The organism is Streptomyces sp. NPDC001532, assembly GCF_040298625.1.
Taxonomy (GTDB): Bacteria; Actinomycetota; Actinomycetes; order Streptomycetales; family Streptomycetaceae; genus Streptomyces.
This window is the reverse complement of the sequence record NZ_JBEPAL010000047.1, coordinates 1-16,322: the sequence shown is the minus strand read 5'-3', so window position 1 is coordinate 16,322 and position 16,322 is coordinate 1. Positions and strand designations below refer to the sequence as shown.

The 16,322-nt window shown below is 75.9% G+C and carries 2 protein-coding genes and 1 pseudogene; 2 read left to right on the top strand and 1 reads right to left on the bottom strand.

The features are described from left to right. Positions 1-86: 86 nt before the first annotated feature. The gene (locus tag ABT232_RS31815; protein ID WP_351846400.1) at positions 87-464 is read right to left on the bottom strand and encodes a YybH family protein; all 378 of its coding nucleotides are present in this window, start codon (positions 462-464) and stop codon (positions 87-89) included. Between the two features lie 239 nt (positions 465-703). Here ABT232_RS31815 and ABT232_RS31810 point away from each other — a divergent pair, with 239 nt between their 5' ends. After that, the gene (locus ABT232_RS31810) at positions 704-14,437 is read left to right on the top strand and encodes a type I polyketide synthase (RefSeq protein WP_351846397.1); all 13,734 of its coding nucleotides are present in this window, start codon (positions 704-706) and stop codon (positions 14,435-14,437) included. 122 nt (positions 14,438-14,559) lie between these two features. Continuing rightward, a pseudogene (locus ABT232_RS31805) lies at positions 14,560-16,322 on the top strand (type I polyketide synthase); the annotation flags it as partial.

The following is a 16,322-nucleotide window of genomic DNA, read 5'->3' as shown; positions in this document are numbered from 1 at the left end:
ACGACGGCCCGACGGATGGGATGCGGGGGCGGGAAGCGGGGGGGAACGGGAGGACGGCGAGAGGCGGGGGGACCGTCCGGGCCGGACTACTCCTGGCCGTACGGGTCGTCGACGGCGTACCGCCAGATGCCGTCCTCGCCGAGGCGCAGCACGTCCACGCCGGTGCCCGTCAGGTGCTCCGGCTTGCCGTCGTCGTCGACCGTGTCGATCTCCCAGTCGACGATCAGCAGCGCGGTGTCACCGGTCACGAAGATCTGCCGCGTCTTGGTGCTGATCTTCGGGCCACGGGCCAGGAATGCCCGCTGGTACTCCCGGCGCGCGTCACCGGTCAGCGGCCGGCCCGGCTCCCAGACGGCGACGGCCTCGTCCGTGTAAAAGAAGTCCATGGCTTCGAAGTCGCCGCGGTTGAACGCGTCGACATATTGCGAGGTGTGCTTTTCCACGGTCTCGTGCAGCTGTGACATGAGAACTGTCGACCTGCCTTCTCGTTGTCGGCGTTCGAGTCATTTCCGGTACGGAAGGTATTCGAGGCCGTTCTGCGGGCCGCTCATCGGGCGGTAATCAAGTGATCTCGCATCGCGGAATTACCCGATCGAGATTGCCTGCTGAGGGGCGGGAGAGAATGCCCGGCCTACGATCGGCCCCAGGTTTCGGCACCAGATCGGAAGTCTCGGTAATTCGGCCGGAAAGGCAGTCGGGCACGATGACGAATCAGCGGAACGTGGAAACAGCCGTGACGGGTGGCGGCGAGGGCGAGGCGATCGCGGTCGTCGGCCTGTCCTGCCGCCTGCCGGGCGCGGACGGGCCCGAGGCGTTCTGGGAGCTGCTGCGCACCGGCTCGGACGCCATCACCCCGGTCCCCGCGGACCGCTGGCGCTCGGCGATCGGCGAGGACACCCCCGAGGACACCGTCCCCGGCATGCGCCGCGGCGGCTTCCTCGACCGGATCGACACCTTCGACGCCGCGTTCTTCGGCATCGCGCCGCGTGAGGCCGTCACCATGGACCCGCAGCAGCGGCTGGTGCTGGAACTCGCCTGGGAGGCACTGGAGCACGCCGGCATCGTGCCCGCCGCCCTGCGCGGCAGCCGCACCGCCGTGTTCGTCGGCACCCTGCGCGACGACTACGCGGCCCTGCTCTACCAGCACGGCGCCGCCGCGGTCACCCAGCACACCATGGCCGGCGTCAACCGGGGCGTCATCGCCAACCGGGTCTCCTACCACCTCGGCCTGAACGGCCCGAGCCTCACCGTCGACTCCGCCCAGTCGTCGTCCCTGGTCGCCGTGCACCTCGCCTGCGAGTCGCTGCGCTCCGGCGAGTCCGACGCGGCGATCGTCGCCGGTGTCAACCTGAACATCCTCGCCGAGGGCGCCGTCACCGAGGAGCGCTTCGGCGGCCTGTCGCCGGACGGCACCACCTACACCTTCGACGCCCGCGCCAACGGGTTCGTCCGCGGCGAGGGCGGCGCCGCCGTCGTCCTCAAGCCGCTGTCCCGCGCGCTCGCCGACGGCGACACCGTGCTCGGCGTGATCCGTGGCAGCGCCGTGAACAACGACGGCGCCACACCCGGCCTCACCGTCCCCGGCCAGGACTCGCAGGAGCGGGTGCTGCGCGAGGCGTACGAGCGGGCCGGCGTCGACCCCGCCACCGTGCAGTACGTCGAACTCCACGGCACCGGCACCCCGGTCGGCGACCCCATCGAGGCCGCCGCGCTCGGCGCGGTGCTCGGCGCCGCCCGCACCGGCGACCGGCCGCTGCACGTCGGCTCCGTCAAGACCAACGTCGGCCACCTGGAGGGCGCGGCCGGCATCACGGGCCTGGTGAAGACCCTGCTCGCGCTCTCGCACCGCGCGCTGCCCCCGAGCCTGAACTTCGGCACCGAGAACCCGGCCATCCCGCTCGCCGAGCTGGGCCTGCGGGTGCAGCGCGAGCTGACCGGCTGGCCCGCGCCCGACCAGCCGCTGATCGCGGGCGTCTCCTCCTTCGGCATGGGCGGCACCAACGCCCACGTCGTGCTGGAGGAGGCGCCGGACACGCCCGCGGCGTCCGGCGCCCGGCAGGAGGACGGCGTCCCGGAGCGGGACGGAACCCCGGTGGACGGCGCCGCCCTGCTGCCCTGGGTCGTCACCGCCCGCGGCGAGAACGCGCTGCGCGCGCAGGCCGGCCGGCTGCGCGAGTTCGCCGCTGACCGCGACGCGGACGCCGCCGACCTCGGCTTCTCCCTCGCCGCCACCCGCACCGTGTTCACCCACCGCGCCGTCGTCCTCGCCGACGACCGGGACGGCATGCTGACCGGGCTGGACGCGCTGGCCGCCGACACGCCCGCCCGGAACGTCGTCACCGGTGTCGCCGGCCCCGGCCGCACCGCCCTGCTGTTCACCGGGCAGGGCGCGCAGCGCATCGCCATGGGCCGCGAACTGCGCGCCGCCTTCCCGGCGTTCGCCTCCGCCTTCGACGAGGTGTGCGCGCACTTCGCACCGCTGCTGGACCGCCCGCTCGCCGAGGTCGTCGACTCCGGCGAGGGCCTGGACGACACCGGCTACACCCAGCCCGCGCTGTTCGCCGTCGAGGTGGCCCTGCACCGGCTGGTGGCCGGCTGGGGCGTGCGCGCCGACCTGGTCGCCGGGCACTCCATCGGCGAGATCGCCGCCGCGCACATCGCCGGGGTGTTCTCCCTGGAGGACGCCGCCAAGCTGGTCGCCGCGCGCGGCCGGCTCATGCAGGCGCTGCCCGCGGGCGGCGCCATGGTCGCGGTCCAGGCCGCCGAGGCCGAGGTGCTGCCGCTGCTCGCGGGCCTGGAGGACGAGGTCGCGGTCGCCGCCGTCAACGGGCCCCGCTCGGTGGTGATCTCCGGCGCCGCCGAGCAGGTCGCCCGGATCGCGGACCGGCTCGCCGCCGACGGCCGCCGCACCCGCCGGCTGACCGTCTCGCACGCCTTCCACTCGCCGCTGATGGCGCCCATGCTCGACGAGTTCCGCCGCTTCGCCGAACAGCTGACCTTCCACGAGCCGCGCGTCGCCGCCGTCTCCACCGTCACCGGCCGCCCCGTCGCCCCCGGCGAGTGGAGCTCGCCCGGCTACTGGGTCGAGCAGGTACGCCGCCCCGTGCGGTTCCTGGACGCCGTGCGGGCGCTGGAGTCCGCGGGCGCCACCACCCTGCTGGAGCTGGGCCCCGACGCCGTCTGCGCCACGATGGCCGCCGACTGCCTCCAGGACACCGACGCCGTCGCGCCGATCGCCGCGCTGCGCTCCGGCCGGCCCGAGCCGCGCACCCTGCTCACCGCGCTGGCCCAGGCCTTCACGCGCGGCACCGACGTGGACTGGGCCGCCGTCCACGCCCAGGCGGGCGGCCGGCGCGTCCCGCTGCCCACCTACGCCTTCCAGCGGGAGCGCCACTGGATCGGCGGCCCCGCGCGTGCCGCCGCCGCGTTGCCGCAGACCGCCGAGCAGCCGGCCCCCGCCGCCGGCCCCGCACGCCGCCCCGCCGCCGGCACCGACACCACCGCCGTCGTCCTCGACAGCGTCGCGGCCGTCCTGGAGTACGGCCCGGACCGCCGCGTCGAGCTCCACACCACGTTCAAGGACCTCGGCCTGGACTCGCTGATGTCGGTCGAGCTGCGCGACGCGCTGTCCGCCGCCACCGGCCTGCGCCTGCCCGGCGGCCTCCTCTTCGACCACCCGACCCCCGCCGCCCTGATCGCCCACCTCGACACCCGGCTCGCCGAGACCGGCGCCGCCGAGGCGGACGACGTCACCGCCCCGGCCGCCGGAGCGGACGAGCCCATCGCGATCGTCGGCATGGCCTGCCGCTACCCGGGCGGCGTCGGCTCGCCGGAGGACCTGTGGCGGCTGCTCGCCGAGGGCGGCGACGCCATATCCGGCTTCCCCGTCGACCGCGGCTGGGACCCCGGCCTCTACGACAACGACCCGGCCGCCGGCGGCCACAGCACCGTCCGCGACGGCGGCTTCCTGCACGACGCCGCCCTGTTCGACAACGAGTTCTTCGGCATCTCGCCGCGTGAGGCCCTTGCCATGGACCCGCAGCAGCGCCTGCTGCTGGAGACCGCGTGGGAGGCCGTCGAGCGGGCCGGCCTGGACGCCGCCGCGCTCAAGGGCACCCGCACCGGCGTGTTCGTCGGCGCGACCGCCCTGGAGTACGGGCCGCGCATGCACGAGGCCCCGGAAAGCGTCGAGGGCCACGTGCTGACCGGCACCACGCCGAGCGTGCTGTCCGGCCGGATCGCCTACCAGCTCGGTCTGGTCGGCCCGGCCGTCACCGTCGACACCGCCTGCTCCTCCTCCCTGGTCGCCCTGCACCTGGCCGTGCGCTCACTGCGCTCGGGAGAGACCACCCTCGCGATCGCGGGTGGCGCGACCGTGATGTCCTCGCCCGGCATGTTCGTGGAGTTCTCCCGCCAGCGCGGCCTGGCCCCCGACGGCCGCTCCAAGTCCTTCGCCGCCGCCGCCGACGGCACCTCCTGGTCGGAGGGTGTCGGTCTGCTGGTGGTGGAGCGGTTGTCGGACGCGCGGCGCAACGGGCACCAGGTCCTCGCGGTGCTGCGCGGCAGCGCGGTGAACCAGGACGGTGCGAGCAACGGTCTGACCGCGCCGAACGGTCCTTCGCAGGAGCGGGTGATCCGGCAGGCGCTGACCGACGCGCGGCTGGCGCCGGCCGACGTGGACGCGGTCGAGGCGCACGGCACCGGCACCCGGCTCGGCGACCCGATCGAGGCCCAGGCGCTCCTCGCCACCTATGGCCAGAACCGTGAAGACCCGCTGTACCTGGGGTCGTTGAAGTCGAACATCGGGCACGCGCAGGCCGCCGCCGGCGTCGGCGGTGTCATCAAGATGATCCAGGCGATGCGCAACGACCTGCTGCCGCGCACTCTGCACGTCGACGAGCCCTCGCCGCACGTCGACTGGACGGCCGGCGCCGTCGAACTGCTCACCGAGGAACGTCCGTGGACGCGCGGCGACCGCCCGCGCCGGGCCGCCGTCTCGTCGTTCGGCATCAGCGGCACCAACGCCCACGTCATCATCGAGGAAGCGGACCCCGAGCCCCCGGCACCGGCCACCACCGAGCCCCCCGCCGCCGACGCGGGCGAGGCTCCCGCCGGCCCGTGGCTCCTCTCCGCGCACAGCCCCGAGGCACTGCGCGCCCAGGCGGCCCGCCTGCGCGAGTCCATCACCGGCGCCGACCCCGCCGACATCGGCTGGTCCCTCGCCGCCACCCGGACCGCCCTGCCGGAGCGCGCCGTCCTGACCGGCGCGACCCCGGACGCGCTGACCGCCGCCCTCGCCACCCTGGCCGACGGCGGCAGCGCGCCGGACGTGGTCACCGGCAGCGCCGCCGGAGCGGGCCGCACCGCGTTCCTCTTCACCGGCCAGGGCGCCCAGCGCCTCGGCATGGGACGCGAACTGCACGCGTCCTCACCGGTGTTCGCCGCCGCCCTGGACGCGGTGTTCACCGCGATCGACCCGCACCTCGACCGCCCGCTGCGCGAGGTGATGTTCGCCGCCGACGGCAGCCCCGAGGCGGAACTGCTGCACCGCACCGCCTACACGCAGCCCGCCCTGTTCGCCGTGGAGACCGCCCTGTTCCGGCTCGCCGAGCACCACGGGACGGTGCCCGACCTGCTGGCCGGGCATTCGATCGGCGAGGTCACCGCCGCGCACGTGGCCGGGGTGCTCACCCTGGAGGACGCCGCGAAGCTGGTCGCCGCGCGCGGCCGGCTGATGCAGTCCGCGCGGCCCGGCGGCGCCATGGTCGCCATCGAGGCCGGAGAGGCGGAACTCGCCCCGGAGCTGGCGGAACTGACCGGTCGGCTCGCCCTCGCCGCCGTCAACGGACCCACCTCCGTGGTGGTCTCCGGCGACGAGGACGCCGCCGTGGAACTCGCCGCGCGCTGGGAGGCCCGCGGACGGCGGACCCGCAGGCTCCACGTGAGCCACGCCTTCCACTCGCCGCACATGGACGACGTCCTCGACGAGTTCCGCGAGGTCGCCGCCGGCCTCGCCTTCCGCCCGCCGCGCATCCCGGTCGTCTCCACGGTCACCGGCGACGTGGCCACCGCGGAGCAGCTCACCTCACCGGACTACTGGGCCGACCAGATCCGCCGCCCCGTCCGCTTCCTCGACGCGGTGCGCACCCTCGCCCGGCACGGTGTGAGCGTCTTCGCCGAGGCCGGTCCCGACCCGGTCCTGACCTCCCTCACCCGCGCCGCGCTCGGCGACACCGTGACCGCCGTCCCGCTGATGCGGACCGGACGGCCCGAAGCGGACGCGTTCACCGGCGGGCTCGCCCTCGCCTGGGCGCACGGCGCGCCCCTGGACGCCACCACCTTCCACCCCGGCGGCCGCCGCGTCGACCTGCCCACCTACGCCTTCCTGCGCAGCCACTACTGGCTCGCCCCCGACGGCCCCACCGACGCCCGCGGCCTCGGCCTGGACCCCGCCGACCACCCGCTGCTGCACACCGCGGTGGACGTCGCGGGCCAGGACGACCTGCTCCTGACCGGCCGGCTGTCCACGGACACCCACCCCTGGCTCGCCGACCACGCCATCGGCGGCACCGTCCTGGTGCCCGCCACCGCCTTCCTCGAACTCGCCCTTGCGGCGGGCGGGCGCCTCGGCGCCGACCGGGTCGACGAGCTGACCCTGGAGGCCCCGCTGGTGCTGCCCGAGCACACCCCGGTGCGCGTCCAGGTCGCCGTCGGAGCCCCGGACCCCTCCGGCGGCCGCACCTTCGGCGTGTACGCCCGCCCCGACGCCGGGTCCGGCGAACCGGAGACCTGGACCCGGCACGCCTCCGGCGCCCTCGGCGCCGGCCCGGCCGGCGCCGCCCCCGCCGAAGTACCGGCCGAGTGGCCGCCCGCGCACGCCACCGCCGAACCGCTGGACGGCGTCTACGACCGGCTGGCCGGCCTCGGCTACGGCTACGGACCCGTCTTCCAGGGGCTGACCGCCCTGTGGCGGTCCGGCGACGAGCTGTACGCCGAGGTCGCGCTGCCCGCCGACCAGCACGCCGGCGCCGACCGGTACGCCCTGCACCCGGCGCTGTTCGACGCGCTGCTGCACCCGCTGGTCCTGCACGCCGCCGGCACGGAGAGCGGCGCCGACTCCATCCGGCTGCCCTTCGCCTGGTCCGGCCTCACTCTGCACGCGGGCGGCGCCACCACTCTGCGCGTGCGCATCACCCCCGCCGGCGCCGACGGCTACGCCCTCACCGCCGCCGACCCGGCCGGCGCGCCCGTGCTCTCCCTGGAGCGGCTGACCCTGCGGCCCATCGCCCGCGACCAGCTCGCCGCCGCCGTCACCCGCCGGACCGACGCGCTTCACGACATCGAGTGGCAGCCGGTCACCGTGCCCGACGCACCGGACCTCACCCTCGCGGAGGCGGCGGACGGCGAACTCCCCGAGGCCGACGCCCTGGTGGTGCGCGCCGAGCTGCTCGCGACCGAGCCCGGCGCGGACCGCGCCGCTGCCGCGCGCCGCACGGCGAGCGCCTTCCTCGGCCTCGTCCAGCGCTTCCTCGCCGACCCCCGGCACGAGAACACCCGGCTCGTCGTCGTCACCCGCGGCGCGGTCGCCGCGGCACCCGGCGAGGACATCCGGTCCCTGGCCGCCGCCCCCGTGTGGGGCCTCGCCCGCACGATCCAGTCGGAGCACCCGGACCGCATCGTGCTCGTCGACGCCGACACCGACACCGACGCGGGCACCGACGGCGTACGCGCCTTTGGGCCGGGCCACGACGCCCCGCTGCTGCGTGCCGCCCTCGCGGCCGGAGAGCCGCAACTGGCGGTGCGCGACGGCTCGTTCCTCGCCCCGCGGCTCGTCCGGGCGGCGGCCGGCGGACAGCTGCCCGACCGGCTCGCCGACGGCGCGGTGCTGATCACCGGTGGCACCGGCGGACTCGGCGCCCTCTTCGCCCGGCACCTGGTGACCGAGCACGGGGTGCGCGAGCTGGTGCTGGTCAGCCGGCGCGGTCCGCAGGCGCCGGGCGCCGCCGAACTGTCCGACGAGCTGCGCGCACTGGGCGCCGAGGTGGCGGTCGAGGCGTGCGACGTCGCCGACCGCGCCCAGCTCGCCGAGCTGATCGACCGCGTCGGCCCGCGGCTGACCGGCGTCGTCCACACCGCCGGCGTCCTCGACGACGCCACCGTGGAGAGCCTGACGGACGAACAGCTGGAGCGGGTCCTGCGGCCCAAGGCCGACGCCGCCTGGCACCTGCACGACCTCACCCGCGACCTGGACCTCGCCGCGTTCGTGGTGTTCTCCTCCGTCTCAGGTCTGCTCGGTACCGCCGGCCAGGCCAACTACGCCGCCGCCAACGCCTTCCTGGACGCCCTCGCCGCCCACCGCCGCGCCCACGGCCTGGCCGCGCTGTCGCTCGCCTGGGGACTGTGGGACGCCACGCACGGCATGGGCGGCACCCTCGGCGAGGCCGACCTGGCCCGCTGGAGCCGGGCCGGCATCCGGCCGCTCACCCCGGAGCAGGGCCTCGCCCTGTTCGACGCGGCGCTCGCGGGCGACCGGGCCCTGCGCGTGCCCGCCGCCTTCGACCTGGCCGCCCTGCGCGCCGCCGGCACCGAACCCGCCGCCCTGCTGCGGGCCCTGGTCCGCACCCGGCCCCGGCGCACCGCCGCCGCGGCCTCGGCGGGCGGCGGCTCCGACTGGTCGACACGCACCGCGGCGCTGCCCGAGGACGAGCGCCGCGAGACCGTCCTCGACCTGGTGCGCGGCACCGTCGCCGGCGTCCTCGGCCACTCCGACCCGCGACGCCTGGACCCGCAGCGGGCCTTCAAGGAGATCGGCTTCGACTCGCTCGCCGGGGTGGAGCTGCGCAACCGCCTGAACACGGCCACCGGGCTGCGGCTGCCCGCCACCGTGGTCTTCGACCACCCGTCCCCGCAGTCCGTCGCCGAATACCTGCTGTCCCGGCTGACCGGCGTCACCGCCGCCGCCGTCCCGGCCCGTCCGGCCCGGCGGGTCGCGGCCGACGAACCGATCGCCATCGTCGGCATGGCCTGCCGCTATCCCGGCGGGATCGGCTCGCCGGAGGACCTGTGGCGGCTGGTCGCCGAGGGCCGGGACGCCATCAGCACCTTCCCGGAGAACCGCGGCTGGGACCTGGAGACCCTCTACGACCCGGACCCCGAGCGCACCGGCACCTCGTACGTCCGCCACGGCGGCTTCCTGCACGAGGCCGACCTCTTCGACCGCGAGTTCTTCGGCATCTCCCCGCGCGAGGCGACCGCGATGGACCCGCAGCACCGGCTGCTGCTGGAGACCGCGTGGGAGACCTTCGAGAGCGCCGGCCTCGACCCCGCCGGCCTGCGCGGCTCCCGCACCGGCGTGTTCACCGGCGCCATGTACGACGACTACGTCTCCCGGCTCGCGGCCAGCCCCGAGGAGTACGAGGGCTTCCTGCTCGCCGGCAACCTGTCCAGCGTCGTCTCCGGCCGGCTGTCGTACACCTACGGCTTCGAGGGTCCCGCCGTCACCGTCGACACCGCCTGCTCGTCCTCCCTGGTCGCCCTGCACCTGGCGGCGAACGCCCTGCGCAACGGCGAGTGCGACCTCGCCCTCGCCGGCGGTGTGACCGTCATGGCCGGACCGCACGTCTTCATCGAGTTCTCCCGCCAGCGCGGCCTGGCCCCCGACGGCCGCTCCAAGTCCTTCGCCGCCGGCGCGGACGGCACCGGCTGGTCGGAAGGCGTCGGCCTGCTCCTCGTCGAGCGGCTGTCCGACGCCCGCCGCAACGGCCACCAGGTGCTTGCGGTGCTGCGCGGCAGCGCCGTCAACCAGGACGGCGCGAGCAACGGCCTCACCGCCCCGAACGGCCCCTCCCAGGAGCGGGTCATCCAGCAGGCCCTGCACAGCGCGGGCCTCGCCCCGGCGGACGTGGACGTCGTCGAGGCGCACGGCACCGGCACCCGGCTCGGCGACCCGATCGAGGCCCAGGCGCTGCTGGCCACCTACGGCCAGGAGCGCGAGGAGCCGCTGTACCTCGGCTCGCTGAAGTCGAACATCGGGCACTCCCAGGCCGCCGCCGGCGTCGGCGGTGTCATCAAGATGATCCAGGCGATGCGCAACGACCTGCTGCCGCGCACCCTGCACGTGGACGAGCCCACGCCGATGGTCGACTGGGAGGCGGGCGCCGTCGAACTGCTCACCGAGGAGCGGCAGTGGCCGCGCGGCGACCGCCCGCGCCGGGCCGGTGTCTCCTCCTTCGGCATCAGCGGCACCAACGCCCACGTCATCATCGAGGAGCCGGACGCCCCCGCCCCCGCGGGCGAGCCGCAGGCCCCCGGGACCGCGCCCTACCTGCTCTCCGCACACCTCCCGGACGCCCTGCGCGCCCAGGCGGCCCGGCTGCACGAGCACGTCACCGCGCACCCCGAGGTGCCCCTCGCCGACCTCGGCCACTCCCTGGCCACCACCCGCGCCCTGCACGACCGGCGGGCCGTCGTCGTCGCCGCCGACCGCGGCGAACTGCTCGACGGACTCGCCGCCCTGGCGCGCGGCGAGAGCGGCCCGAACGCGCTGACCGTCCCCTCCGGACGGCCGGGCAAGACCGCCGTGCTGCTCACCGGACAGGGCTCCCAGCGCCTCGGCATGGGCCGCGAACTGTACGCGTCCTCACCCGTGTTCGCCGCCGCGTTCGACGAGATCTGCGGCCACCTCGACCGCACGCTGGTCCGGCCGCTGAAGACCGTGCTGTTCGCCCCCGAGGACTCCGCCGACTCCGCGCTGCTCGACCAGACCGCGTTCACCCAGGCCGCGCTGTTCGCCGTGGAGACCGCGCTGTACCGGCTCGCCGAGCACCACGGCATCACCGCCGACCACCTGCTCGGCCACTCCATCGGCGAGGTCACCGCCGCCCACCTGGCCGGGGTGCTGGACCTCGCGGACGCCGCGGTCCTCGTCGCCGAACGCGGCCGGCTGATGCAGGCGGCCCGCGAAGGCGGTGCCATGGCCGCCGTCGAGGCAACCGAGGAGGAGGTGCGCGAGCTCCTCGCGCCGTACGCCGGCCGGGTGTCCGTCGCCGCCGTCAACGGGCCCCGCGCCACGGTGATCTCCGGGGACGCCGACGCCGTCGACGCCCTCGCGGAGGAGTTCCGCGCCCGCGGCAGCCGCACCAAGCGCCTCCCCGTCAGCCACGCCTTCCACTCGCCGCACATGGACGAGGTGCTGGACGAGTTCCGCGCCGTCGCGGCCGGACTCACCTTCCACGCCCCGCGCATCCCGGTCGTCTCCAACGTCACCGGCGAGTTCGCCACCCCCGAGCAGCTCGCCTCACCCGAGTACTGGGCGCGGCACATCCGGGAGGCCGTCCGCTTCTACGACGGCGTACGGTTGCTGGAGGAGCACGGCGTCACCGAATGGCTGGAACTCGGCCCGGACGGCGTGCTGACCGCCCTGGTCCAGCAGTCGCTCACCGCCGAGGCGGGCACCGTCACCGCCGCGCTGCGCCGCGGCCGGCCCGAGCACCGCACCTTCACCACGGCGCTCGGCCTGCTCGCCGCGCGCGGCGTCCGGCCGCGCTGGGACACCGTGTTCCCCGGCGCGCGGCGCACCGCACTGCCCGGCTACGCCTTCCAGCGGCAGCGGTACTGGCTCGACGCGCCCGCCACCGTCGGCGACGCCGCCGGGTTCGGGCTGGCCGCCGCCGACCACCCGCTGCTCGGCGCCGGGGTGTCCCTCGCCGACCGCGACGAGCACATCTACACCGGACGCCTCTCCCGCCACACCCACGCCTGGCTGACCGACCACGCCGTCGCCGGCAGCGTCCTGGTGCCCGGCACGGGCCTGCTGGAGATAGCCCTCGCCGCCGGCGAGCGCACCGGCACCCCGGCCGTCGGCGACCTCACCCTCGCCACCCCGCTGACACTGCCCGAACGCGGCGCGGTACGGCTCCAGGTGACGGTGGGCGCAGCCGACGCCGACGGCACCCGGCCGGTGCGGATCCACTCCCGGCCCGAGGACGGACCGGCGGACGACGACTGGACCCTGCACGCCCACGGCACGCTGCACCCCCAGGACACCCCCGCCCCGGCCGCCACGCTCGCCGCCTGGCCGCCGCCCGGCGCCGCCGAGACCGACCTGACCGGCGCCTACGACCGGCTCGCGGCCCAGGGCTACGCCTACGGGCCCGCCTTCCGCAACCTGCGCCGCGTCTGGACGGCGGGCACCGACCTGTACGCCGAGGTGGCGCTCGACGCGGACCAGCACCGGCACGCCGCCCGGTTCACCGTCCACCCGGCGCTCCTCGACGCCGCCCTGCACACCCTGCTGCCAGGCGTCGCCCGCGAGGGCGGACAGCCGCTGCTGCCCTTCGCCTGGTCCGGCGTCACCGTGCACGCCACCGGCGCCTCGGCGCTGCGGGTGCGGCTCGCTGTCACCGGCACCGACTCCCCGGTCGCCGCGCTGACCGTCGCCGACGAGACGGGCACCCCGCTCGTCACCGTCGACGACCTCACGCTGCGCCCGCTGTCCGCCGAGGCCCTGTCCGCCGCGTCCGCGCAGCCCGACGGCCTGCTCCGGGTCGACTGGACACCGCTGACCGGCGACGCGCCGGAAGCGACCACCGACGCATGGGCCGTGGTCGGCGAGCCGGGCCCCGCCGCCCTGGGCCTGACCGGCGCCACCGCGTACCCGGACCTCGCCGCGCTGCGCGGCGCGCTGGACGCGGGCACACCGGCACCCGCCGTGCTGGTCCTGCCGTACACCGGCGAAACGGCCGGCGAGCTGCCGGAGGCGGCGCGCGCGGCGCTGCGGAGCGCGCTGACGGACATCCAGACCTGGCTCGCGGACGACCGGCTCACCGCCACCCGCCTCCTCGCGGTGACCCGCGGCGCCGTCGCGACCGCGCCCGGCGAGGACGTGACCGACCTGGCGCACGCCCCGCTGTGGGGTCTGCTGCGCTCGGCGCAGTCCGAACACCCCGGCCGCGTCCAGCTGCTGGACGCCGGCCCCGACACCGATCCCGCCGGACTCGGCTCCGCGCTGGCCCGCGTGGCCGCCGGCGGCGAACCGCAGAGCGCGCTGCGCGGAACGGACCGCCTGGTGCCCCGGCTGGCCCGGGTCCGCCGCTCCGAGGAGCCGCTGCCGCGCTGGGACCGGGGCGCGGTCCTGGTCACCGGCGCCACCGGCACCCTGGGCGCCGTCCTGGCCCGGCACCTGGTCACCGAGCACGGGGTGCGCGAGCTGGTGCTGGTCAGCCGGCGCGGTCCGCAGGCGCCGGGCGCCGCCGAACTCTCCGACGAGCTGCGCGAACTCGGCGCCGAAGTGGCGATCGAGGCGTGCGACGTCGCCGACCGCGCCCAGCTCGCCGAGCTGATCGACCGCGTCGGCCCGCGGCTGACCGGCGTCATCCACACCGCCGGCGTCCTCGACGACGCCACCCTCGAAGGCCTGACCGGGGAGCGGCTGGACGCCGTGCTGCGGCCCAAGGCGGACGCCGCCTGGCACCTGCACGACCTCACCCGCCACCTCGGCCTCGACGCCTTCGTGCTCTACTCCTCGATCGCGGGCCTCCTCGGCACCGCCGGCCAGGCCAACTACGCCGCCGGCAACACCTTCCTGGACGCCCTCGCCGCCCACCGCCGCGCCCACGGCCTGCCCGCGCTGTCCCTCGCCTGGGGCCTGTGGGACCAGTCCAGCACCATCACCGGGCACCTCGCCGACACCGACCTGCGCCGCCTCGCCCGCTCCGGGCTGCTGCCGCTGGCCACCGACGACGCCATGGCCCTCCTCGACGCCGCGCCCGCGGCGGGCGAGAGCGTCCTCGGCGTCACCCGGCTGGACCTGCGCGCGCTGCGCGACCGGGCCGCCGAAGAGATCCCGGCGGTGCTGCGCGGACTCGTACGCGCCCGGGCCAGGAAGCCCGCCGCGTCCGCCGGGCCCGCCACGGACGGCGGTCCCACGCTCGCCGACCGGCTCGCGCCGCTGTCCGCCGCCGAACGCGACCGGCTCCTCACCGACCTGGTGCGGGCCCGCGTGGCCGCCGTGCTCGGCCACTCCGACCACGCGGCGATCGACGCCGACCGCCCGGTGCAGGAACTCGGCTTCGACTCGCTGACCGCCGTCGAACTGCGCAACCAGCTGGGCGCCGAGACCGGCCTGCGCCTGCCCACCACCCTGGTCTTCGACCACCCGACGCCCAGGGCCGTGGCCGGCTACCTGGCCGGGCAGCTGGCGGTCGAGGAGACCACACCCGACGAGCCGGTGCTGACCGAACTGGCCAGGCTGCGGACCGTCATCGAGTCCGTCGCCGGGGACCGCGACGCCCACGACCGGATCACCGCGCGGCTGCGGGAACTCCTCGCCGCCGCCGACACGGCGGCCCAGGTCGCCGCTCCCGCCGACAGCGGCGACGACGACCTGGACTCGGCCACCGACGAGGAACTGTTCGCCCTCGTCGACGAGTTCGACTGAGCCGGCCGCCGACGAGCCCTCGGGTGCGCGGGGCGCCACACCGTAACCCGCGCACCTGAGGACCCCAGGAACCCGAGGCACACCACCCCACGACACCCGGGAGTTGACAGACCATGGCGGGCGAGGACAAGCTCCGCGACTATCTCAAGAAGGCCGTCGCCGACGCCCGTGAGGCGCGCCGGCAGCTGCGGGAGATCGAGGAACGGCGCCACGAGCCGATCGCGATCGTCGGCATGGCCTGCCGCTACCCGGGCGGGGTCGGCTCGCCGGAGGACCTGTGGCGGCTGGTCGTCGACGGCACGGACGCGGTCACCGCGTTCCCGCAGAACCGCGGCTGGGACCTGGAGAGCCTCTACGACCCGGACCCCGACCGCACCGGCACCTCGTACGGCCGCGAGGGCGGCTTCCTGCACGACGCCGACCGGTTCGACCCGGAGTTCTTCGGCATGTCCCCGCGCGAAGCGGTGGCCATCGACCCCCAGCAGCGCCTGCTGCTGGAGACGGCCTGGGAGGGCTTCGAGGACGCCGGCATCGACCCCACCGCCCTGCGCGGCTCCCGCACCGGTGTGTTCACCGGCCTCATGTACAGCGACTACGGCTCCCGGCCGCACCTGCCGCCGGAGGACTTCGAGGGCTACCTGTTCAGTGGCAGCGCGGGCAGCATCGCCGCCGGCCGGCTGTCGTACACGTACGGCTTCGAGGGGCCGGCCGTCTCCGTCGACACCGCCTGCTCCTCCTCCCTGGTCGCCCTGCACCTGGCGGCGAACGCGCTGCGCAACGGGGAGTGCGACCTGGCGGTGGCCGGCGGCGTGACCGTGATGTCCACGCCGGTCGCGTTCGTGGAGTTCTCCCGCCTGCGCGGCCTGGCCCCCGACGGCCGCTGCAAGTCCTTCGGCGCGGGCGCGGACGGCGTCGGCTGGTCGGAGGGTGTCGGTCTGCTGGTGGTGGAGCGGTTGTCGGACGCGCGGCGCAACGGGCACCAGGTCCTCGCGGTGCTGCGCGGCAGCGCGGTGAACCAGGACGGTGCGAGCAACGGTCTGACCGCGCCGAACGGTCCTTCGCAGGAGCGGGTGATCCGGCAGGCGCTGGCCGACGCGCGGCTGGCGCCGGCGGACGTGGACGCGGTCGAGGCGCACGGCACCGGCACCCGGCTCGGCGACCCGATCGAGGCCCAGGCGCTGCTGGCGACCTACGGGCAGGAGCGTGAACAGCCGCTGTACCTGGGGTCGTTGAAGTCGAACATCGGGCACGCGCAGGCCGCCGCCGGCGTCGGCGGTGTCATCAAGATGATCCAGGCGATGCGCAACGACCTGCTGCCCAGAACGCTGCACGCCGAGAAGCCGTCCCCGCACGTGGACTGGACGGCCGGCGCCGTCGAACTGCTCACCGAGGAACGTCCGTGGACGCGCGGCGACCGCCCGCGCCGGGCCGGTGTCTCCTCCTTCGGCTTCGGCGGCACCAACGCCCACGTCATCCTCGAGGAGGCGCCCGCCCCTGCCGCCGAGGACGCCGACGGCACCGAGCCCGCGCCGGCGCCCGTCCGGGTCCCCGTCCTGCCGTGGCTGCTGTCCGGCCGTACGCCCCAGGCCGTCACCGCGCAGGCGGAGCGGCTGCTCGACCACGTCGAGCGGCACCCCGGCCTGGACCCGCAGGACGTGGCGTACACCCTCGCCACCGCCCGTGCCGCCCTCGACCACCGGGCGGTGGCCGTCGGCGGCGACCGCGAGGCTCTCCTCGCCGACCTGCGCACCCTCGACACCTCCACCGCTTCCGACACCGCCCTGGGTTTCGTGTTCTCGGGTCAGGGTGCGCAGCGGGTGGGGATGGGGCGTGAGCTGGCTGCTTCGTATCCGGTGTTCGCTGCCGCGTTGGACGAGGTGTGCGG

Coding starts and splice junctions, on each gene's coding strand:
- ABT232_RS31815 (WP_351846400.1), bottom strand. CDS start 464: ATGTCACAGCTGCACGAGACCGTGGAAAAGCACACCTCGCAATATGTC.
- ABT232_RS31810 (WP_351846397.1), top strand. CDS start 704: ATGACGAATCAGCGGAACGTGGAAACAGCCGTGACGGGTGGCGGCGAG.